A 21,745-nucleotide genomic window follows, 5' to 3' on the forward strand; every position below is an offset into this window, starting at 1 on the left:
CTCCGCCAGCAGGAATAATCTATTCTATCCCGACACTCCTGCATATAAAATCATTTTCAAACAAAAACAGAGAATAGTGCTGTTATACACTATCCTCTGTTTTTTATTCCACCAATCAACTGTCACGATTGGACTAATTCTGGTGGAGATGAGGGGAGTCGAACCCCTGTCCGAAAATATTGCCATACAACTTTCTCCGAGCGCAGACGTCATACTTTGTTTCGCGCTGCGACTGCCTGACGACGGGCCTTCACATTGCTATCCTAAAGAGTTTCCCTTAAAGCCTATAGGAATCAGCCTTAAGGTATCCCACTATTGACTGTCATTCCTCACCCGCGGGAGGAGGCTTGGAGACAGTTAGCAGATTAAGCTGCTAAAGCGTATTCTTGTTCAGCGTTTATATTTAAACGTGCCCACCGATTATCGTGCAGATGGAACCACGGCTCGCTTATCATACCGCACCTACCCCCGTCGAAACCAGTACATCCCCAAATTGGAATATATCGGTGAAAGAGCCGATACGCTACAATGATATTGTACTATGCTTTAGTCAAAAAGTCAAATAGCATATTATGAATAAATTGTGACGGCTTTTACAATAAATTCAGCAGCTCTTCTTTAGACATCGTAAAGATGCTATTGCGTCCATCAACAGACAAAATGCTTTCAGCCAAATTCTGTTTATCGTTCTGCATCTTTAAGATTTTTTCTTCAATAGAGTTTTTCGCCACTAGCTTATAAACAGAAACAACCTTTTCCTGCCCAATGCGATGCGCTCTATCTGTCGCCTGATTTTGTGCTGCAACGTTCCACCACGGATCATAATGAATCACCACATCTGCTCCGGTCAGGTTCAAACCGGTACCACCAGCCTTAAGCGAAATAAGAAATACAGGTGTAGCATCATTATTAAAGGCACGCACCAGTTCAAGCCTTTTCTCCTTAGGCGTTGCACCGGTAATCGTATAGTAGCCAATGCCTTCTCGCTGCAAATCATCAGCCAAAAGCTCCAGCATAGATTTAAACTGAGAAAAAATTAGTACCTTATGCTCGCCTGCAATCGCACTTTGCACCATCTCCAGGCACAGTTCCCGCTTAGCAGAAGCACCTTCATAATTACTGAACGCCAAGCCAGGATCACAGCAAATCTGGCGCAAACGCATCAGCTCTGCCAAAATCTGTATTTTGCTCTTAGAAAGCTCTTCTTCACTCTGCGACTGCACCAATTTGAGCGTTTTCACAACCTGCCCATCATAAAGCGCCTGTTGCTTGGCATCAAAGCATGCGATACGCACCTCTTCGATTTTTTCCGGCAGTTCGTTTAAAACATCCTTCTTTAAACGTCGCAAAATAAAGGGAGCTATTAATTGCTTTAAGCGCTTGGCAGCAGCTTCACCATTGCTTTTAACAATAGGCTGCTCAAGCTCCTTTTTAAAACAACTATATTCATACAAATAGCCCGGCATCAGATAATCAAAAATGCTCCAGAGTTCACTTAAGCGATTCTCGATAGGTGTGCCCGTAAGTGCAAAGCGGTGCTTACTTTTAATCAGCTTAACCGATTTTGCTGCAGCCGTAGTATGATTTTTTATAAATTGGGCTTCGTCGATAAATTCATAATTAAAGGTCTTGCCCTCATAAGCAGATATATCACGCTTCAATAAATCATAAGAGGTAATAGCTACATCATAACCGGTAAGCTGAGCAATTTTTTCTTCCCGCTCTTTTTGTGTCCCAACAATTAAAATAATCTTTAAAGCTGGTGCAAAACGTGTAAATTCCTCCTGCCAATTATAAATAAGCGAAGCAGGACAAACTATCAGCGATGTTCCCTCTTCACCTGCTTCTTTAGCAGCTGCTAAAACAGCTATGCTTTGCAGGGTTTTGCCAAGCCCCATGTCATCTGCCAAAACACCGCCAAAACCATAAGCTGCCAAAGTTCGTAGCCATTTATAACCATATTCCTGATAATTGCGCATTATTTTAGCTAAAGATGGCGGCACTTCAAAGTCAGATTCATTGATAACCTTGAATTCCTTAATAAGCCTGCGAAAATTGCTGTCACGCTCTGTATATAAATATGCATTTTGCTCCAGCATTTTATCCAAATAAAATGCCCTGTAAGCAGGCAGCTGCATATTTCCTTTGACAAAATCCTTGGGGGCAATCCGCATAGCCGTAAACATATCTGCTAATTCTTCAACAGCTTTATTAGTAATATTGACAAAGTCACCATTACGCAGGCGATGATATTTTTTCTTGTTTTTATAACTGCCTATGATAGCCAACAAATCCTCCAGCGAAATTTCCCTGGTGCTCAGCGACAAATCCATTAAGCCGCTGTCAATGCTTACACCCACACTGACATTAACTTTGTTGTGGATTTTAATCCGCTGAAAAGCATCCGTGGTGTTCACGTCACCTAACTCCATAAGCTGGGCAACACCATTTTCCAGGAACTGCCACATGACGTCTTCATCTTTATCAATAACAAAAGCAAGCTCAGTCATATCAACGTCATTAAAATAATAGTGAAGCAGTTCTACAAGCTGCTTTTCCTTATCTTCGTCTCTGCTGGTAGCAATCATGTTACCAGCTAAAGCATCCAGCAGATTATATTGCTCTTCACCATAGCAGGCTTTGGCCACACAAAAAATTTTGCCTTGCTGATAATCCAAAAAGAAGGAAAATTTTACCTCCGGCTGCAGATATTTTTCAATAACAGCCGCATCATGTTCAATTATCTGTGCACAGCTTCCCAGCTCCGGCAATACCTGATAATAAAACCTGTTCAAATCCTTATGACCTATTTTCAGACTAACCTTACCATTTTCACTATGTTTAAGCAAAGGCTGTAATTTATTAAAAAGAGCAATATCCATACGGTTCAAATAATAATCATCAGCAAAGTAAGCAAATTTAGAACCCGGATACACCTTAGGCAGTTTGCCCTCCACATTGATTCCTTTAAATACACCCTTCTTATTCATATCAGGAGAAAGAATAAGGTTTACATCCAGATTCTTATCACGAAGGCTTAAGATAAGCTTTTTGCTACTGTCGCCAAGCTTACATGTTGCTTCAATTTTTGTACCGCTCGCCAGCTCATAAAAACTGTCTAACGTCTTGCCAAACAGCAAAATACTGTTTCCTGAAGCAATGCTTTTAACCGGTACGCCATAACTGCGATATTTCATATTTTCGTCATTGCGAAAATTATCTTCTTCCACAACCTCCCTAAGCAGGGTGTAATACTTATCTGCAGCTTCCGTAAATTTCTCTATACTGAAATTAATACTGTCCTTGCTGCCCAAAGCATGTTCTGCGCTAAAGCTATACTCCTTTACTAACAAGGGGATATTTTTGACAACGAACAGCTTGTCCCTGCCAATTTTAAAGGAAAGATTTAACGCATCCTCACTAAGCTCCAACCGAGGTACAAGCTGCACCATGCTTGCATTACTATGCTTTTGCATAACAGGAATTAAAGATTTCGGCTTGCTGCTATAAAGCTCCAGCAATTCCCTTCCGGCAGTGCTGGTGTAATCGCCAGGATTATGTTCTTTAATGTAAGCATCAATCAAAAAAAGAAAAGCCATAAGGTAGGCATTAAATTTAAACCTCTTAGCTTCCGATGACCAATGCGCAAAATAACTAAACTGTGCTCGCGGCACGCTGCATTCTATAGCTAAAATATCATCTTCTGAAAAAACAATCTTTAACGGATAACGTCCATTGCTAAAGAAGGCATATCCTTCTATACGGGCTGTTAAGATTTTTTTCGAACCAGGCGAATAGAAATTATTTTCTTCTGTATCACAAGCTGTCAAAACAACTTCCTGCTGCTGCACCAGTTTTTTAGCTTTTTCATAAGCTTCTTCAGTGCAACAAACTTTGCTGGTTATTTCTGCCAGATTAAAAATGCATTCATCATAATCGCTGGCAGAAAAAAACTGCTTAATGAATGTCTTATCATTTTTACCCAAAAGTTCATTAATGCGCTCATCATCAAAAAAGCCTTCCTGCTCTGCTAGAAATAAGGCAGCAGCCAGATGCTTACATGGTCCTGTAGCATTATATTGACAAGAGCAGTCCATAGCAAGCTTATGGTTTTCAGTTATTTTTGCATGCACATGATATAACTCTCTGCCAAATACATAGGCCTCCAAGGACAAGCCATCGATAATAAGATCATCAATATTGCCTGCACAATAATATTCTCTGCCTCTTTGTAATATTTTCCAAGGAAAATAATTCTGCCACTTCACTATCGCAACACTCCTGTACCCTTCATGCAAAAAGCTCTCTTAAGCACACCAATACACTTCCGGCGCACTCAAGAGAGCTACCTGTTTTACCTGTTCCTGTCCTTCAGCGCGCGCTCCATCTCGCGCTTTGCGTCGCGCTTGGCCATGTCCTGACGCTTATCGTACAGCTTCTTGCCTACTGCTAGCGCCAGCTCCATCTTCACCAGACCATGCTTAAAGTACAGCTTGAGCGGTACAAGCGCATAGCCCTTTTCCTTCACCTTGCCGATGAGCTTGTTAATCTCCGCACGGTGCAGCAAAAGGCGACGGCTGCGCAGCGGGTCATGGTTAAAGATATTGCCATGGTCGTAGGGGCTGATGTGCAGATTATACACAAAGACCTCCGCCTGACGCGTTACCTGCGCATAGCTGTCCTTCATATTCGCCTTGCCTGCACGCAGGGACTTTACCTCCGTACCGGTCAGCGCAATGCCTGCCTCAAAGGTTTCGTAAATGGTAAAGTCATGGCGTGCCTTACGATTTTCTGCTATAATTTTAATCTTTTGTTCTGCCATAATTATCTGCTTTTCCTATTCTTTTTTCTGCTCTTTTTACCGGACTTGCTGCCACCTTTGGAACTGCTCTTCGGTGCAGGCTTGCCGTGCTTAGCGCTGCGGCGTCCGGCCTCTTTATTCTTCGCACCCTTGTGCTTTTTCTTCTGCGTTTCCGCACTCAGAGCGATGCTCTGCGTGCTGCGTCCGCTGCTCGGCTTCTGCTTCATCAGCAGCTGCTGGCGGATGTGCTCACGCACGCCTGCGTTCTCCCCTGCCATGATGAAGTCGATGCTTACATCGCTAATATTTACCTGCAGCACCTCAATGCGCACCTTATCGCCCAGGCGATAGGTGTGACCGCTGTGCGTGCCGACAAGGGCATAACGCTCCTCGTAATATTCGTAGTAATCGTCCATCAGGCTGGAAATATGCACCAGGCCCTCGACGCCGTTTTCCAGCTCAACGAACATGCCAAAGGCCGTCACGCCGGAAATTACGCCGTCAAATTCTTCACCGATATGGTCTGCCATATATTCGCACATTTTGAGGTCGACGGTAGCACGCTCGGCGTCCGCTGCTGCACGCTCGCGAATGGAGGAATGGTCAGCAATAATATCCAGCTTATCGCCCAGCTTTTCAGCATCTGCTTCCTTCAGCGTGGGCTTGGCCATCCAGGCACGCAGCAGGCGGTGCACAATCAGGTCAGGATAACGGCGGATTGGCGAGGTAAAGTGCGTGTAGTACTTCGCCGCCAGGCCAAAGTGACCGATGTTATCCGTCTGGTAAACTGCCTGCTTCATGGAGCGCAGCGCTACTGTTGTTACCAGGCGTTCCTCCGGACGGCCGGCGATTTCCTTCACAGCCTGCTGAATATCCCTCGGTTCCGTTTCTTCCTTGGGAATGAACTTAATATTAAAGTTTGCCAACAGCTTGGCGAATTCCTGCATCTTTTCCTCGTTCGGAATATCATGCACGCGATAGATAAACGGCCAGTGCTGGTTAAACATATGCTGCGCAACGGTTTCGTTGGCCGCCAGCATGAACTCCTCGATAATCGACTCCGCATTGCCGTGGATACGCTGCACAATCTCAATCGGGTGCAGCTTTTCATCCAGAATAACCTTCTGCTCCGGCAAATCAAAGTCCACTGCACCACGACGCGCACGCTTGTCATGCAAAATCTGGCGCAGAATATCCATGCGGGCAATCATCGGCAAAATATCCTCATACTTGTCGCACATTTCCTTGTCGCCTGCCAAAATCGCACGCACAATATTATAGCTCAGGCGATGACGGACATTGATAACCGCCGGGAAAATCTCGTAGCCAAGAACCTTGCCCATTTTGTCGATGTGCATCTCGCAGGCCATGGACAAGCGGTCCTCACCGGCATTCAGGCTGCAAATACCGTTCGACAGACGCTCCGGCAGCATCGGCAGTACGCGATCGACAAGATAAACGCTTGTGCCGCGCTCTCTTGCTTCCTTATCCAATACGCTGTCTTCCGTAACATAATAGCTGACATCCGCAATATAAACGCCCAGCAGGTATTCATTATCGCTTATCTGCTCTACGTAAACAGCATCGTCCAAGTCCTTGGCATCCTCGCCGTCGACGGTTACGACAGTGCGCTCACGCAGGTCACGGCGTCCTGCCAGCTCGCTCTTTTTAATAGACTTCGGCACCTTGCGCGAAGCCTCCAGCACCTCCTCCGGGAAGGTCAATGGCAGGTCATTCTGCTTGATAATCGACAGAATCTCCAGGCCTACATCACCGATGTTGCCCAAAACCTCGGTAACCTTGCCCTCGGCCTTGCGGTGCTCCTGTGGCCATTCGGTAATTTCTACTACTACCTTCTGTCCTTCCTTGGCTCCGTTAAAATGCTTGCGCATAACATATACGTCCTGACCGATGCGCTTGTCGTCAGGCGTTACAAAGGCGAAATCACCGGTCTGGTGAAAAACGCCTACCACCTTATTATTAGCATGCGTGATGATACGCAGGATTTCGCCCTCAGGCTTTTTGCCCTGCGCCGCATTGTTCACACGCGCCAGCACGCGGTCATTGTTCATCGCACCATGCAAAGCGCGCGGTGGAATGAACACGTCCGGTCTGTCGCCCTTGTTATCCGGGATGACAAAGCCGAAGCCCTTGCTCGTCAGCTGAAAGCGTCCTGCAACCAGGCCCATTTTCTCCGGCAGGCCGTATGTTTCAAAGCGTGTTTTGATAATCTCACCGTTCTGCTCCAGCGCCAGCAGCTCATCCCAAAACTTATTGGGATTAACATCATGCCCCAGTGCATCCACCAGCTCCTCCGAGGTCATCGGCGCATAGCTGCCATCACGCATCAGGCTTAAAATTTTTTCTCGTACGTCCTTCGTCTGCATAATATTTACCTCTATTCTTCTTCACCCTCGCCTGCGGCGAGCTTACGCGACGGTTGCGGCGTTTCGTCCACAATCATCATCTTCGACAGACATTCTGCTAAAAGCGTACCATCCTTCTTGCAGATTGTACCCTGCATTTCCACCATGCGTCCCTTGCGCTTCAGCTCGCGCCCGGTGCAGATAACCTCTTCGCCAATCGCCAGTGGCTGACGGTAGCGGATTTCAATTTTTGCCGTATAGGAAGGCTTGCCCTCCTTGGCAAAAAGATAATTGCCTGTCACCTCGTCCAGCAGCACTGCCACCAGGCCGCCATGCATGCGACCGGGATAGCTTTGGTGCTCCCTGCGCGGCGTAAAGTACGCTGTGCACTTGTCGTCATCAATTTCAAAACGCATATGTAAACCGCTGGGATTATCCTTGCCACAGGCAAAGCACCAGCTATATTCGTTATTGTTTAATATTGACTTATCCATATTTCTTCGTTTACCCCTCAATATCCTTTTCTTCTGCAAAAAAATCGGCGATTGCCTTAAAAACTGCCTCATGCTCGCGGTCCAGTGTCAGAATGTGCCCGCTGCGCTCAAACCAGACTAATCTTCTGCTGGCGGCTGCGGCTAATTTATTATAGATGTATTCAGCACTGCGCGGCTGCACCGTATGCTCTGTTTTGGACTGCAAAACCAGGCAGGGGATTTTGATTTCCGCCAACAGCTTGTTCTTGCATTCGTTAAGCATTTTAAAAAGACTCATCAACGGCTTCGTCGGCATTTTGGCATAAGATATGCAATACTTCTGCAGCTCCTGGTAATTCTTCTTGTGCTTGGGCAAGTAGTGGATGAAAAAGCGCAAAAACGCCAACAGCGGCGCACGCTTATCCTGCACAAAAATAGGTGCCGAAATAAAGGCAGCCTTCTTCACCGGCAGCTTTGCTGCCAGCTTGATAGCCAGCAGTCCGCCCATTGAAAGGCCTGCCACATAAACGCTGTCAAAGCGCTCCAGCAGCTCTTGGCAGGCCGCTTCGGCAGCACCATACCAATCCGTCGCGGTGGTTGCCTCCAGGTCCTTGATGCTCGTGCCGTGGCCAGGAAGGCGCACGCAGCTCACAGTGTAGCCAAGCGCATGCAGGTAATCTCCCAGCGGTCGCATTTCCGACGGCGCACCGGTGTAACCATGCAAAAGCAAAACCGCCTTATTATTTTTCCCTTCCAGCAGAAATGATTCTGCACCTTCAATTATCTGCACAAGCTTCACCTCAAAATTATTCTATACTAGTTTATATTATATCATAAAAAAAGCATACTGATTACAGCATGCTTTGATTTTGCAAGAACTTCATACATTGTGATGTAGAAAAAGACGTTTTTTGGCCAACTTCATACATTGCGATGTAGAAAAAGATGTTTTTGGTCAACTTCATACATTGCGATGTAGAAAAAAGCTGTTTTTGGTCAACTTCATACATTGCGATGTAGAAAAAAGCTGTTTTTGGTCAACTTCATACATTGCGATGTAGAAAAAAGAGGACGGTGCGCACCGTCCTCATATATTTTTACAACCCAAGCTGCGCTCTAAGTGCGCTTTGCAGTAACTGAGAAAAGTTAATCTTTTTCTTTTCTGCCAATTCGTTCAGATACCAGGGAATCGAGAGAGTTTTCTTAACGGAACGGTTATCCATCTTTGCACGTATCCCAAACATATTCACATCAATAAAGCAGATGGTTTCATTGGCTGCAATATGCATATCTCTATATTCAGGAACCGGAATAACCTCATCATCCTGCTCCATTCCCCAAAGATGCAATTCCAAGGCACCCTTAGCCTGATTAACAGCTTGAGGAATATCCTCCCCCGAGGCAACACAGCCCGGTAAATCAGGAAAATATATATTGTAGTTTTTTTCATTTTTTTCTATAATGGCAGGAAAAATATAATTGTCCGGGTAGTTTTTGTACATAGAAATGCCTCCTTGTAATTTACCTTAATCCGGCTTGCTTCAAAATACTTGCCTCTGTTTTCAGGCTTATGTCATCACTTATTTTATGCGCAGCAATAGTTACGCGACCAGGTTTGGTAGGATGCTTGTACTGCCTGTGACTGCCAACCTGAGCCACCAACACCCAACCATCCTTTTCAATGAGCTTGATAATGTCTTTAAACTTGCGTGGCATGTCATCACTCCTTGGCTTTATTATATCACACGTACTGAATACGTACAAGCCTTAGATACGCAAAAAGAGGACGGTGCGCACCGTCCTCTCTCTTGGCATTATTAAAATCAGCAGAAATATCTCACTTGTCCAAAATAATCTTGCCACTTATTTACAACACTTTGACTTCTTGCTTCGATAATAGACATAATGTTTTTCAAAACTCGCTCAGGAATATGTGAATTATTGTGGCACAAATAACACTTTCCAGCCCTTGTAATCCAAATTTTTGTAGCATTAGCTCTAGGCGAACCCTGAGAGACATGCACATGTATAGGCTCTAATGGTTCATTTTCGTTGGTCCAAAAATAAACCCAGTAAGAACCTATCTTAAAAACCTGAGGCATTATCGAACCCACCCTCTTGAGAGAATTGCATGATTAAATGTGCCGTTGATTCAATAATTTCCTGATACTTATCTATTTCTTCTTGTGAAAAACCAAATATATCTTCCCACTTATAATCCGGTAAATAGCACGTAGCATGATGAAAGCAATCCTTGGCATCAGGCTTTTCAATGTAAACTTTTACAGTTCCATCACTGCGCATCTCAGAATGTACAATTTCTGTATTATCGTCTAAGGTTAAAAACGGATACATCAAAGTAATCCCCTCCTTTTAGTCTAAGTGTACACAAAAGCGTATCAAAAAGCAAGAGAGTTATTCTTTTATCACTGCCAAAAGATACTCTTACCAACAAAAACGATTATCTCCGGCTTTTTATTTAACTCTTTCGCTGTAGCGTCCATGATTATATCTCCCACATACCTGAGTTTTACTACCATCACTACCAATTACACAAATACTCTGCGTTTCCCTATCATATGTAAAAATAGGCACATCCATAGCACGCTTCTTTTCTAAAGCAATTTTTACGGCACAATTAGCACGTTTCACAACCTGCTCGTCAGAAATATATTTTTGTTGACTCATAAGACACCAACCTTTCTAAACACACTATCCTACTTACATAGTACTGTATTTCAGCAAAAAGTCAAAATCTATCTTGCCCACTGCAAAAAGAGGACGATACGCACCGTCCTCATACTTTAATAAAATTATCTATGCTTTCGCTGTAACTTACTCCCTTGGGCTTTTCCAAAGAAATTCTATCAGGTATAGATTCAAAATGACCAGTTAGCATCTTACACCTCGAAAAAAAGACTTCACTCAATACGAATGAAGTCTTTAACATTTGAACTTGACTATATTTTAGTTGCATGTCAAGCAGCAACAAACATTTGAACTTGACTATATTTTAGTTGCATGTCAAGCAGCAACAAACAGGACTATGCCTTTATCTATAGTATAAAGGCAAATCTTTAATCTGTCAAGAAACCTTTCTTCCCCAACGCACTGCAAAAAGAGGACGGTGCGCACCGTCCTCTCTTCATTTATGCATATGCGATTTTTTGCTTTTCAGCGGATTGACGTAAAGTCAGATTAGAAGCTGAATACTACTTGGCTCCACAGAGTTTGAGCGTCGGTATCTTTGCCTGCTTCTTTGGTTTCCAGATCATAGTAGGTTACACCTGCTACGATGTTTTTAGCCAGTGCATAGTTAGCGCTTACGCTGTAGCCTTTGAAGCCTTCATCGAAGTATACGCCATCCATGGTGTGAGCAACAAAGGTGCCCATGCCTTGATCATAATAGGTAGCGCTCAGGCCCCAGGAACCAGCTTGAGCAGCTTTAGCGCCTTTGTAAGCCAAGGTTGCTACATAGCCGTCATCGTCAACGCCGGCTTTGTCATAGTCGGATTTAATGTAGTTGCCGGACAATTTCAGGTCTTTAGCCAGGTCAAAGCCCAGGCCTACAGTCCAGATTTTATCGTCGTCAGCAGTTTTAGCAACGTTATCGAATCTGTAGTAAGCTGCATTTGCATCAACAGCACCCAGTTTAGCAGCCAATTCTGCATAAGCAAAGTCTTTGTTTTCGTTAGCCAGCGCTTCAACGCCAGTTGCTTTGCCGTAGCCAGCAGTCATTTTAACGTCTTTGCCATAGGAAACTTGAACACCGTCCATACGGTTATCATGGATGTTACCGCCGGTGATATCGGTTTTGTTGTAACGGCCAGCTTGAACAGCCAAACCACCCAATTTACCATTTACATAAGCACGTTGGAAGTTAATGTCCTCTTCGCCTTTGTTGGCTTTATCATTGGTGAAGAATTCTTGACCACGGAACATAGCGGTGTAAGTCCAGTCATCGTTTACTTGACCAGTTACCCAAATATCGGAACGCAGACGGCCTTGATGGTTGGTGGTGTTACCTTCGCCCAGTTTGTCTCCATCATAGGAAGCATAGGAAGCTTTGATGGTACCGGTGATTTTAACGTTGTCAGCTTTTTTCTCCAGGTTAGCTACGCGAACGCCCAGGTTGTCCAATTCGTCAGCGAATTCAGCAGCCAGTTTGTCAACGTTAGCGCCTTTTGCCATTGCTTTTGCAACGATTTGAGCCATTTCATAACGAGTCATCAGCTTGTCGCCACCGAAGGTGGTGTCGCCGTAGCCTTCAACTACGCCAGCAGCAGCCAGCTTGTTGATGCTGTCATATGCCCAGTGGCCAGCAGGTACATCAGAGAACGGATTTGCAGCATAAGCAGAAGCGGTTACGCCCAGTGCCATAGCCATAGCGAGTACTAAGGATTTTTTCATTGTTGTTTCCTCCTCAGGAAGTAGCAGTATTATCAAACTGCTCATAATTTATTTTTACAAATCATCTTCCGGAGCCGCCAACAAATTCCGCTCAAGAGTTGCCTTGTTTCCTCTGTCATCCTTTGCCGGTTTTTCCTTCGCAATGATTTATAAAGCATGTTAACGGCAAGTAAAGTATCTAAATTTACTTGCCAATGATTGCATTATACCATACAACAACGCAGAGCGCAAATGTTTTTATTGTTTTTTCTTAACACTATTCCCATATCATTCTGTTCTACATGTATACTCTTAGGCTTCTTTTGTTATTCTACAGTAGCACGTATTAGTTGTATTGCTTTAAAAGAATATTTACCTAAATCAGTTTCTGATGTATTTATCAGCTTCTCCATTTCTGTGTAAATAAAAAAAGCATTAGAATACTAAATGAATTTTAGCCTTGCAATGCTTATAAAAATGAGAGCTGCCCAAAAGGACAGCTCTGCACCATTTTACAATTTGCAAATGTAATTATGTGTTAAATTAGAATTTAAATACTACAGAAGACCACAAAGTCTTATCGGTTTTTTCTTCTTGAGTTTTATCTTTCAGATCGTAGTATTCTACGCTACCAATAATGTTTTTAGCAAGAGTTACATCCAAGCCAACGCCATAACCTTTGAAACCATCGGTTAAGTAGCTTCCGCTAGCATTACCGTTCATGGTATGAGCGATTACAGTACCAGCTGCTTGATCATAATATTTAGCCCAAACACCATAGGAGCCAGCTTGTTTAGCTTTTGCGCCTTTGAAGTTCAAACCAACAACATAACCATCGTCATCAATAGAGGTGCGACCTACTTTATCCAGGTCAGATTTCAGATACAAGCCAGACAAGGTCAGATCTTGTGCAAGCGGGAATGCTACACCTGCAGTCCATACATTAGTATCGTTATAGCTCAGGTTTTTTACATCTTCAACTTTGTAGTAACCAACATGTGCATTTACTACACCAATTTTGCTGGACAGAACGCCATAAGTCATGGTATCAGCAGCAGAAGTACCTGCAGAAGTACCACTAGTAGCTTTATTGGAAACCTTTGCATAGCCGGCGGTCAGTTTTACGTCCTTGCCATAGGAAGCAACAACGCCATCAGCACGACCATCGAAGAAGTTACCATCTTCAAGGAATTCTGCATAACGACCAGCAGTTACATTTACACCGCCCAGTTTACCAGTTACAAATGCACGTTGGAAAGAGGTATCCTCTTCACCAGCATTGTTATGGCTGAACTTTTGGAGATTTTCCAACATACCGGTATAAGACCAGTCATCATTAATAGCGCCATTAATGAAGATACGAGAACGCATTTGGGAACTATTATTGCCATTATCAGCTTTTTTGTCACCGCTATATTCAAAATGACGGAAACGAACTTCGCCGGTGATTTTAACGTTGTCAGCTTTTTTCTCCAGGTTAGCTACGCGAACGCCCAGGTTGTCCAATTCGTCAGCGAATTCAGCAGCCAGTTTGTCAACGTTAGCGCCTTTTGCCATTGCTTTTGCAACGATTTGAGCCATTTCATAACGAGTCATCAGCTTGTCGCCACCGAAGGTGGTGTCGCCGTAGCCTTCAACTACGCCAGCAGCAGCCAGCTTGTTGATGCTGTCATATGCCCAGTGGCCAGCAGGTACATCAGAGAACGGATTTGCAGCATAAGCAGAAGCGGTTACGCCCAGTGCCATAGCCATAGCGAGTACTAAGGATTTTTTCATTGTTGTTTCCTCCTCAGGAAGTAGCAGTATTATCAAACTGCTCATAATTTATTTTTACAAATCATCTTCCGGAGCCGCCAACAAATTCCGCTCAAGAGTTGCCTTGTTTCCTCTGTCATCCTTTGCCGGTTTTTCCTTCGCAATGATTTATAAAGCAATATGTATCAGTAAGAGTATATGCTCATTCATTACCGATAGTTGAATTATACCATGTGCCAAATCAGAGCGCAAGCTTTTTTTGTTAATCACTTATTGTTTTTACGTGCATTTTACTCTATTATTACACTTAGCTTTTAGATGTAAACATTACTGTTTTCCAAGTGTATATAATTTTCGAAAAAGTATAATTACATTTTGCATAAGTTGGCTTCAGCGCAACAAAAAAGCTGCTGCAGCTAATGCTGCAGCAGCGTGGATTATAGCTTAACTATAAAATTATTTGAACAGGCCAAGCAGGATACCGCCATTTGCTGCTAGTACAGGAGCAAATACCAGGGATACAATGGTCATCAGTTTGATCAGGATGTTCATTGCAGGTCCGGAAGTATCTTTGAACGGGTCACCTACGGTATCGCCTACAACGGTTGCGTCATGCACCGGAGTGTGTTTACGGCCGGAAGCTTCTACGAACTTCTTAGCGTTATCCCATGCACCGCCGGCGTTAGCCATCAGGATTGCAACCAGTACGCCGGAAGCCAGAGAGCCGCCAATCAGGCCGCCCAGAGCTTCAGTACCGAACAGGAAGCCAACCAGCAAAGGAGCAACGATAGCGATTACACCAGGCATAATCATCTCGTGCAGAGCAGCTGCGGTGGAGATGTCTACGCATTTTTGGTAGTCAGCTTTAGCTTTGCCTTCCAGCAGGCCGGGGATTTCGTGGAATTGACGACGAACTTCCTCGATCATCTGGTAAGCAGCTTTACCAACAGATTCCATGGTCATAGCACCGAATACGAACGGCAGGGTTGCACCGATGAACAGACCAATCAGGGTTACAGGGTTCAGCAGGTCGATTGCTTTCAGGCCTACAGTGTGTGCATAAGCAGAGAACAGAGCCAGAGCAGTCAGAGCAGCGGAACCGATAGCGAAGCCTTTACCGATAGCAGCGGTGGTGTTACCAACGGAGTCCAGGGTATCGGTGATTTCACGTACTTCAGGAGGCAGCTCGGACATTTCTGCGATACCACCAGCGTTATCAGCGATAGGACCATAAGCGTCAACTGCTACGGTCAGACCGGTGGTGGACAGCATACCAACTGCAGCCAGGGAGATACCGAACAGGCCCATGCCTGCATCTTTAGCACCACCCATGGTGAAGAATGCCAGGATTACACCAACGCAGATGAAGATCATCGGCAGGAAGGTGGAATACATGCCAACAGCCAGACCGGAGATGATGGTGGTTGCCGGACCGGTTTCGGATTGCTCAGCAATCTTCTTAACGGAAGCATAATCAGCAGAGGTGTAGATTTCGGTGATTTTACCGATTAACAGGCCAACTACCAGACCGGAAGCAATAGCTACGAATGCAGCAGTGTTACCGAAGATGGAAGTGGACAGGTAGTAAGCAGCAGCAATTACGATTACGCCGCCAACATAGGTACCATGGTTCAGAGCAGCCTGCGGGTTGGTGGATTTGCTGCTGCGAGCATAGAATACACCGATTAGGGAAGCAATGATACCAGCGAAAGCCAGCTCGAATACGAACATAATGCCTTCGCCACCCGGATATGCAACAGCACCCAGGGTAATAGCGGAGATGATAGCACCTACATAGGATTCGAACAAGTCTGCGCCCATGCCTGCAACGTCGCCTACGTTATCGCCTACGTTATCAGCGATGGTAGCCGGGTTACGCGGGTCATCTTCAGGCAGACCTTCTTCAACTTTACCTACCAGGTCAGCGCCAACGTCAGCAGCTTTGGTGTAGATACCGCCGCCAACACGAGCGAACAATGCAATGGAGCTTGCGCCCAGACCGAAGCCGGTAACGATATCAATGTTGCCGAACAGCATGTAAGCAGCAGCAACACCAACGATACCCAGACCAACAACGCCCAGACCCATAACAGCACCGCCGGAGAAAGCAATTTTCAGAGCTTCCGGCATACCGCCATGTTGAGCAGCTGCAGCAGTACGAACGTTAGCTTTGGTAGCAACGGTCATACCAATGTAGCCAGCACATACGGAGAATACTGCACCTGCAACGAAGCATACTGCAGTAAGCGGAGATAAGAACATAGAAATTACGATAGCAACTACGATTACGAAAGCAGACAGTGCTTTGTATTCGCGGAACAGGAACGCCATAGCGCCCTCATGGATGTAACCGGCAATTTCCTGCATACGTGCTGTACCAGCAGGAGCCTTACCGATTGCGCTGCTCAGCATCAGTGCAACTGCGAGTGCAATGAGGCCGACAACAATGGAGATCATTAAGAAATTCAAGACCCAAACCCCTTTCTTTTTATAAAAAAATTTAAAATTTTAAGAGTGCAGTTGCACTCTTGGTAACATGATGAGTGCGACAAACAGGAAAATCCCGTCAGTCTTAAGCGTTGATTTTTGCCAGCGCCAAAGTAATAACAGCAAATGCAACACCCAAAACAATCGTAGCCTTCGCCATGACTGTATCAAGATCATTGCCCTTGCCAAAAAAAGCACCGTCACTGCCGCCGAAAGTACTGCCCATACCGCCGCCTTTTCCGGACTGCAGCAGAACTGCGCCAATGAGTGCTATGCAAACGATAACTTCAAGAACCATCAAGACAGTTTCAATCACAGAGCTTACCTCCTCATATTTTTGTACCATAGTATTTTACCATAAAGCCAATTATAAAGCTAGTATTTTTTTCACAGATTATTTTATATTATATTTGCTACTACTCTTTCCAGCGAGAAAATGGTAAATTATGGCAGAATTTGCTCAATCTCTTATTCTTTCTGCTATGGCAGGTATAATCAGCTATTATATTTGCAAATGGTTAGACCGAAAATAGCGCACAGTCAGCTTAAAATGAAAAACCCCGAGGCGCAATCCCGGGGCTTTTCTTTTTGCGTGCGAACTATGACATTTGCACAATCTCTTGTCGAGTTAACTATAGCGCAATTATATTGCTTTGTCAAATTTTATTTAATATTGTAGAAAACCTTCATGCCGTTATATTTTGCAGCCTTGCCCAGATCCTCTTCAATGCGCAGCAGCTGGTTGTATTTGGCAACACGGTCGGTACGGGCCGGAGCACCGGTCTTAATCTGGCCAGCGTTTACAGCAACAGCAATGTCTGCCAGAGTGGTGTCTTCAGTTTCACCGCTGCGGTGAGAGATGATGCAGGTGTAGCCTGCACGTTTAGCAGTTTCGATAGCATTGAAGGTTTCGGTCAAGGTACCGATTTGGTTTACCTTAATCAGAATAGCGTTTGCTACGCCCTTTTCAATGCCCTGAACCAGACGCTCTTCGTTGGTAACAAACAGGTCATCGCCAACCAGCTGAACTTTTTTGCCCAGCTTTTTGGTGAGCTTCTTCCAGCCGTCCCAGTCATCCTCAGCCATACCGTCTTCGATGGAGATGATAGGATATTTAGCGCACAGGTCAGCAAGATAATCAACCATTTCTTCGCTGGTCATTTCTACGCCTTCGCCGGTCATTTGGTATTTGCCGTCTACATAGAATTCGCTGGAAGCAACGTCCATCGCCATAACGATGTCCTTGCCCGGTTTGTAGCCAGCACGCTCAGTTGCTTCGAGAATAACCTCAATAGCCTCTGCATTGCATTTCAGGTTCGGTGCAAAGCCACCCTCATCACCCAAAGCAGTGCTCAGACCTTTTTCCTTCAGCAGAGCCTTCAGGTTATGATAAATCTCAGCGTTCATGCGCAGTGCTTCGCTGAAGGATTTAGCGCCAACCGGCATAATCATGAATTCTTGGATATCAACGTTGTTGTCTGCATGCTCGCCGCCGTTTAAGATATTCATCATCGGAACAGGCAGCTCTTTGGCAGCAACACCGCCTAAGTACAGGTACAGCGGCAGGCCTACAGAAGCAGCAGCAGCCTTAGCTACAGCCATGGAAACGCCGAGGATAGCGTTAGCGCCGAGGCGGCCTTTGTTCAGAGTGCCGTCCAGACGAACCAGCAGCTCATCAATTTCGGTTTGGCGGGTTGCGTCCAGGCCGATAATTGCTTCAGCAATAATGTCATTAACATTATCAACTGCTTTGGTAACGCCTTTGCCCAGGTAACGCTCTTTGTCGCCGTCACGCAGCTCTACAGCTTCATGTACACCGGTAGATGCGCCGGAAGGAACTGCAGCGCGTCCCATTGCGCCGTCTTCCAGGCATACTTCAACTTCTACGGTCGGATTGCCGCGGGAATCCAGAATCTCGCGAGCGTAAACTTCAGTAATCATTGCCATTTTTTATCACCTCATGATTAGTCTATCAAAGTTTTACCTGTCATAGCGGCAGGCTGTTTAATATCAAGCAGCTGCAGCAGCGTCGGTGCAATATCGGCCAAAATGCCGTTATGCAGCTTATGCTGCTCCTTGCTTACTAAAATAAACGGTACAGGGTTGGTAGTGTGCGCAGTGTTCGGAGAACCGTCGCTTTCGGCCATCTTCTCCAGATTGCCATGGTCCGCAGTAATGCACACGCTGCCGCCAAGTGACAGCACCTTGCGCACAATGCGTCCGGCACAGTCATCCACCTTTTCCATCGCAGTAATCGCAGCGCTGAGCACACCGGTATGGCCAACCATATCCGGGTTAGCAAAGTTCAGGATAATGGCGTCGAATTTGTCCTTATCCAGCTCTGCCAGCAGTGCCTGCGTAACCTCCTCCGCGCTCATTTCCGGCTGCAAATCGTAGGTTGCAACCTTCGGCGAAGGAATCAGAATACGCTCCTCATTAGCATTCGGAGCTTCTACACCACCGTTGAAGAAGAAGGTTACATGCGCATATTTTTCGGTTTCCGCAATGCGCAGCTGGTGCAGTCCATGCTGTGCCAGTACTTCACCCAGAGTATCCTTAATCTCCTCCGGAGGAAAGGCTACCGGTGCGGTAATTGTTGCATCATATTGCGTCATGCACACATAATTTACAGGGCGTGCGCCCTCGGGACGTGCAAAATACGGAAAGTCCTCATCATGCAGTGCACGGGTAATTTCACGCGCTCTGTCAGGACGGAAGTTGAAGAAAATCACACCGTCACCGGCAGTGATTTGGCCATCTACGCCGTCAACAGTGAAGGGCTCAACGAACTCGTCTGTTACGCCTGCAGCATAGGATGCTTCTACGCCGGCAGCAGCGCTTGCAGCTTTGCCGCCCTCGCCCAGCACCAGCGCTTTATAGGCACGCTCCACGCGCTCCCAGCGCTTGTCGCGGTCCATTGCGTAATAACGTCCGCTGACGGTAGCAATCTTGCCTACACCAATCTGCGCCATGCCATCTTCCAGCTCATGGATATATTCCAGTGCTGTTTTCGGACCGACATCACGTCCGTCCAGGAAGGCATGCACATAAACCTTAGTCAGGCCTTTAACCTTTGCCATGCATATAAGTGCCAGAAGATGCTCAATGTGGCTGTGTACGCCGCCGTCGGATAACAATCCCAGAAGATGCAGCGCCTTGCCTGCCTGCTTCGTTTCGTCCATCACCCTGCTGAGCTCTTTGTTCTTATACAAATCGCCATCCTCAATCGCCTTGTCAATGCGTGTCAGGCTCTGGTAGATAATACGGCCGGCACCGATATTCAGATGACCTACCTCAGAATTACCGATCTGGCCTGCAGGCAGACCTACAGCCTTGCCGCTGGCTTCCAAGGTTGTATGAGGATAATTTGCAAAATAACTGTCCAGGTTAGGGGTTTTTGCCATCGCCGCAGCATTGGTTTTGTCTGCGGGAGCAATGCCCCAACCATCAAGAATCATTAGTAAAACTGGTTTTTTCATTATCAAATTCCTAAAGACGAAGGAGAAAGCAACAGGTGCTTTCTCCGAGGTCTTATTAAAAGCTTCTTACGATTGCGGCAAAGGTGTCAGCCTTCAGGCTTGCACCGCCTACCAGCACACCGTCAATACCGCTGAGGTTGAAGGAAGCAGCGTTCTTTTCATTAACACTGCCGCCGTAAAGAATACGAACCTTACGGGCAATATCAGGTGTAAAGATTTTGCTGATTTTTTCACGAATCAGAGTGCATACTTCCAAAGCGTCCTCCGGAGTAGCAGCCTTACCGCTGCCGATAGCCCAGATAGGCTCATAAGCAACAACAAGGTTTTCTGCATCCTCTGCAGTAATTACACGCAGAGCGCTCTTCAGCTGCATGTTGATTTTGCGGGCAGTTTTGCCTGCTTCACGCTCAGCCAGGTTTTCACCAACGCACAGCAACGGCTTCAGGCCATTGCGGTAAGCAGCAATAATCTTGCTGGCAACAATTTTTTCGTTTTCACCGAAAATAGTACGGCGTTCGCTGTGACCAACGAGAACATATTCAGCGCAGATGTCAGCAATCATCGCACCGGAAACAGCGCCGGTGAAGGCACCCTTGTCTTCCCAATGCAAATCCTGTGCACCGTAGCCTACATGCTTGCCGTCAATAGCATCTGCAACAGTTTCCAGTGCGGTGAACGGCGGGAAAATAACAACCTCATTCAAGGTACCGTTAGTTTCCATAACAATTTCTTCAGCAAGGTCTACAGCCTCGCTTACGGTTTTGTGCATCTTCCAGTTGCCGGCAATCATTTTACGACGCAGGTCATCAAGTGCAGCAACGCCGGGCAGTACCTTGCCTTCCAGATATTCCAGAGAAGCACCGCCACCGGTGGAAATGTGGGTAATGCGTTTAGCCAGGCCCAGCTTTTCGATAGCAGCAACGCTGTCGCCGCCGCCGACAATGCTGGTAGCACGGCTCTTGGCTACAGCCTTCGCTACAGCCTCAGTACCCTTGCAGAAGGCGTCCATTTCAAAAACGCCCATCGGTCCGTTCCAGACAATCATCTTAGCGTCAGCCAGAGCTTCGGCATAAGCCTTGCTGGTTTCCGCACCGATATCCAGAGCCATGTAAGCCTGGTTTAGGTTTTTCACCTTTTCGGTTACATGCTCAGCGTCGGGAGCAAATGCAGCAGCCATTACCAGATCGGTAGGCAGCAGCATATTTACTTTATTTTTCTTAGCCTTAGCCAAAAGCTCTTTAGCCAGGTCCAGTTTATCCTCTTCTACCAGGGATTTGCCCATTTTGTAGCCCTGTGCAGCCAGGAAGGTGTTAGCCATACCGCCGCCGATAAGCAGGGTATCAACCTTATCGAGCAGGTTGCTGATAACGCCGATTTTGTCGCTTACCTTAGCGCCGCCGATAATAGCAACGAAGGGATGCAGCGGATTGCTTACAGCCTGACCTACATACTGGATTTCCTTTTCCAACAGGAAGCCTGCAGCTGCAGGCAGGAAGTGGGTTACGCCTTCTACAGAAGCGTGTGCGCGGTGAGATACACCGAAGCCATCGTTGACATACAGATCTGCCAGAGAAGCCAGCTTCTCAGCAAAGTCCATATCGTTCTTTTCTTCTTCCTTATGGAAACGCAGGTTTTCCAGCAGCAGGATGTGGCCCGCTTTCAGCTTGCTGGCAGCAGCCTGTGCAGCTTCGCCTACGCAATCCGGTGCAAACAAAATCTTTTTGCCCAGCAGCTTGCCCAAATGCTTAGCTACGGGAGCCAAAGACAGTTCCGGCTTAACCTGTCCTTTAGGACGGCCAAGATGCGCCATTAAAATAACAGCAGCCTTTTGCTCCAGCAAATATTGAATTGTCGGTAAAGATGCGGTGATACGGGTATCATCGGTAATCTCGCCTTTATCATTCAGAGGAACGTTAAAATCTACGCGTACCAGTACTTTTTTACCGGCAACGTCTAAATCACGTACAGTTTTTTTATCCACTGATAAGAATCTCC

The 21,745-nt window shown here is 46.0% G+C and carries 17 protein-coding genes and 1 other RNA gene; all 18 read right to left on the minus strand.

Annotation, left to right across the window (positions count from 1 at the left end):
- Nucleotides 1-140 precede the first annotated feature (140 nt).
- Nucleotides 141-490: a transfer-messenger RNA gene (ssrA, locus tag Q0612_RS01685) on the minus strand.
- A gap of 103 nt (nucleotides 491-593) precedes the next feature.
- Entirely contained in the window at nucleotides 594-4,268 is a 3,675-nt protein-coding gene (locus tag Q0612_RS01690; protein WP_298879918.1) for an SNF2 helicase associated domain-containing protein, read from the minus strand.
- 86 nt (nucleotides 4,269-4,354) lie between these two features.
- On the minus strand, nucleotides 4,355-4,822 hold the full coding sequence (gene smpB, locus Q0612_RS01695) for an SsrA-binding protein SmpB (protein WP_009146155.1): 468 nt from the start codon (nucleotides 4,820-4,822) through the stop codon (nucleotides 4,355-4,357).
- A gap of 2 nt (nucleotides 4,823-4,824) precedes the next feature.
- The gene (gene rnr / locus Q0612_RS01700) at nucleotides 4,825-7,188 is read right to left on the minus strand and encodes a ribonuclease R (RefSeq protein ID WP_298879925.1); all 2,364 of its coding nucleotides are present in this window, start codon (nucleotides 7,186-7,188) and stop codon (nucleotides 4,825-4,827) included.
- An 11-nt stretch (nucleotides 7,189-7,199) separates the two neighbouring features.
- On the minus strand, nucleotides 7,200-7,661 hold the full coding sequence (locus tag Q0612_RS01705) for a PaaI family thioesterase (RefSeq protein ID WP_298879928.1): 462 nt from the start codon (nucleotides 7,659-7,661) through the stop codon (nucleotides 7,200-7,202).
- 10 nt (nucleotides 7,662-7,671) lie between these two features.
- On the minus strand, nucleotides 7,672-8,430 hold the full coding sequence (locus Q0612_RS01710; protein WP_298879931.1) for a carboxylesterase: 759 nt from the start codon (nucleotides 8,428-8,430) through the stop codon (nucleotides 7,672-7,674).
- Between the two features lie 307 nt (nucleotides 8,431-8,737).
- Complete coding sequence (locus Q0612_RS01715; RefSeq protein WP_021720541.1) at nucleotides 8,738-9,142, minus strand: type II toxin-antitoxin system HicB family antitoxin; 405 nt, start codon at nucleotides 9,140-9,142, stop codon at nucleotides 8,738-8,740.
- Between the two features lie 19 nt (nucleotides 9,143-9,161).
- Nucleotides 9,162-9,356, minus strand: a complete 195-nt coding sequence (locus tag Q0612_RS01720) for a type II toxin-antitoxin system HicA family toxin (RefSeq protein ID WP_298879939.1) — start codon at nucleotides 9,354-9,356, stop codon at nucleotides 9,162-9,164.
- A gap of 107 nt (nucleotides 9,357-9,463) precedes the next feature.
- Complete coding sequence (locus tag Q0612_RS11895; RefSeq protein WP_210684768.1) at nucleotides 9,464-9,742, minus strand: DUF4160 domain-containing protein; 279 nt, start codon at nucleotides 9,740-9,742, stop codon at nucleotides 9,464-9,466.
- Nucleotides 9,726-9,998, minus strand: a complete 273-nt coding sequence (locus tag Q0612_RS01725; RefSeq protein WP_044484564.1) for a hypothetical protein — start codon at nucleotides 9,996-9,998, stop codon at nucleotides 9,726-9,728. The genes Q0612_RS11895 and Q0612_RS01725 overlap by 17 nt, the downstream gene beginning before the upstream one ends.
- Before the next feature lie 117 nt (nucleotides 9,999-10,115).
- A complete protein-coding gene (locus tag Q0612_RS01730) occupies nucleotides 10,116-10,328 on the minus strand; it encodes a hypothetical protein (protein ID WP_021720543.1) in 213 nt (70 codons plus the stop codon).
- Nucleotides 10,329-10,838: 510 nt separating this feature from the next.
- The gene (locus Q0612_RS01735) at nucleotides 10,839-12,050 is read right to left on the minus strand and encodes an S-layer homology domain-containing protein (protein ID WP_298879956.1); all 1,212 of its coding nucleotides are present in this window, start codon (nucleotides 12,048-12,050) and stop codon (nucleotides 10,839-10,841) included.
- Between the two features lie 522 nt (nucleotides 12,051-12,572).
- Nucleotides 12,573-13,805, minus strand: coding sequence for an S-layer homology domain-containing protein (locus Q0612_RS01740; protein WP_298879958.1), 1,233 nt, complete (start codon nucleotides 13,803-13,805; stop codon nucleotides 12,573-12,575).
- A 435-nt stretch (nucleotides 13,806-14,240) separates the two neighbouring features.
- Nucleotides 14,241-16,241, minus strand: a complete 2,001-nt coding sequence (locus Q0612_RS01745) for a sodium-translocating pyrophosphatase (protein WP_009145825.1) — start codon at nucleotides 16,239-16,241, stop codon at nucleotides 14,241-14,243.
- Nucleotides 16,242-16,356: 115 nt separating this feature from the next.
- The gene (secG, locus tag Q0612_RS01750; protein ID WP_293830174.1) at nucleotides 16,357-16,587 is read right to left on the minus strand and encodes a preprotein translocase subunit SecG; all 231 of its coding nucleotides are present in this window, start codon (nucleotides 16,585-16,587) and stop codon (nucleotides 16,357-16,359) included.
- Between the two features lie 347 nt (nucleotides 16,588-16,934).
- On the minus strand, nucleotides 16,935-18,218 hold the full coding sequence (gene eno, locus Q0612_RS01755) for a phosphopyruvate hydratase (RefSeq protein WP_298879969.1): 1,284 nt from the start codon (nucleotides 18,216-18,218) through the stop codon (nucleotides 16,935-16,937).
- Nucleotides 18,219-18,235: 17 nt separating this feature from the next.
- Nucleotides 18,236-19,750: a 2,3-bisphosphoglycerate-independent phosphoglycerate mutase gene (gene gpmI / locus Q0612_RS01760; RefSeq protein ID WP_367181678.1), complete on the minus strand. Its 1,515-nt coding sequence runs from the start codon at nucleotides 19,748-19,750 to the stop codon at nucleotides 18,236-18,238.
- A 55-nt stretch (nucleotides 19,751-19,805) separates the two neighbouring features.
- Nucleotides 19,806-21,731 carry a triose-phosphate isomerase gene (gene tpiA / locus Q0612_RS01765; protein WP_298879971.1) on the minus strand — a complete coding sequence of 642 codons (1,926 nt, stop codon included), beginning with the start codon at nucleotides 21,729-21,731 and terminating at the stop codon, nucleotides 19,806-19,808.
- Nucleotides 21,732-21,745: the final 14 nt, after the last annotated feature.

The organism is uncultured Phascolarctobacterium sp. (assembly GCF_937920985.1).
Taxonomy (GTDB): domain Bacteria; phylum Bacillota; class Negativicutes; order Acidaminococcales; family Acidaminococcaceae; genus Phascolarctobacterium_A.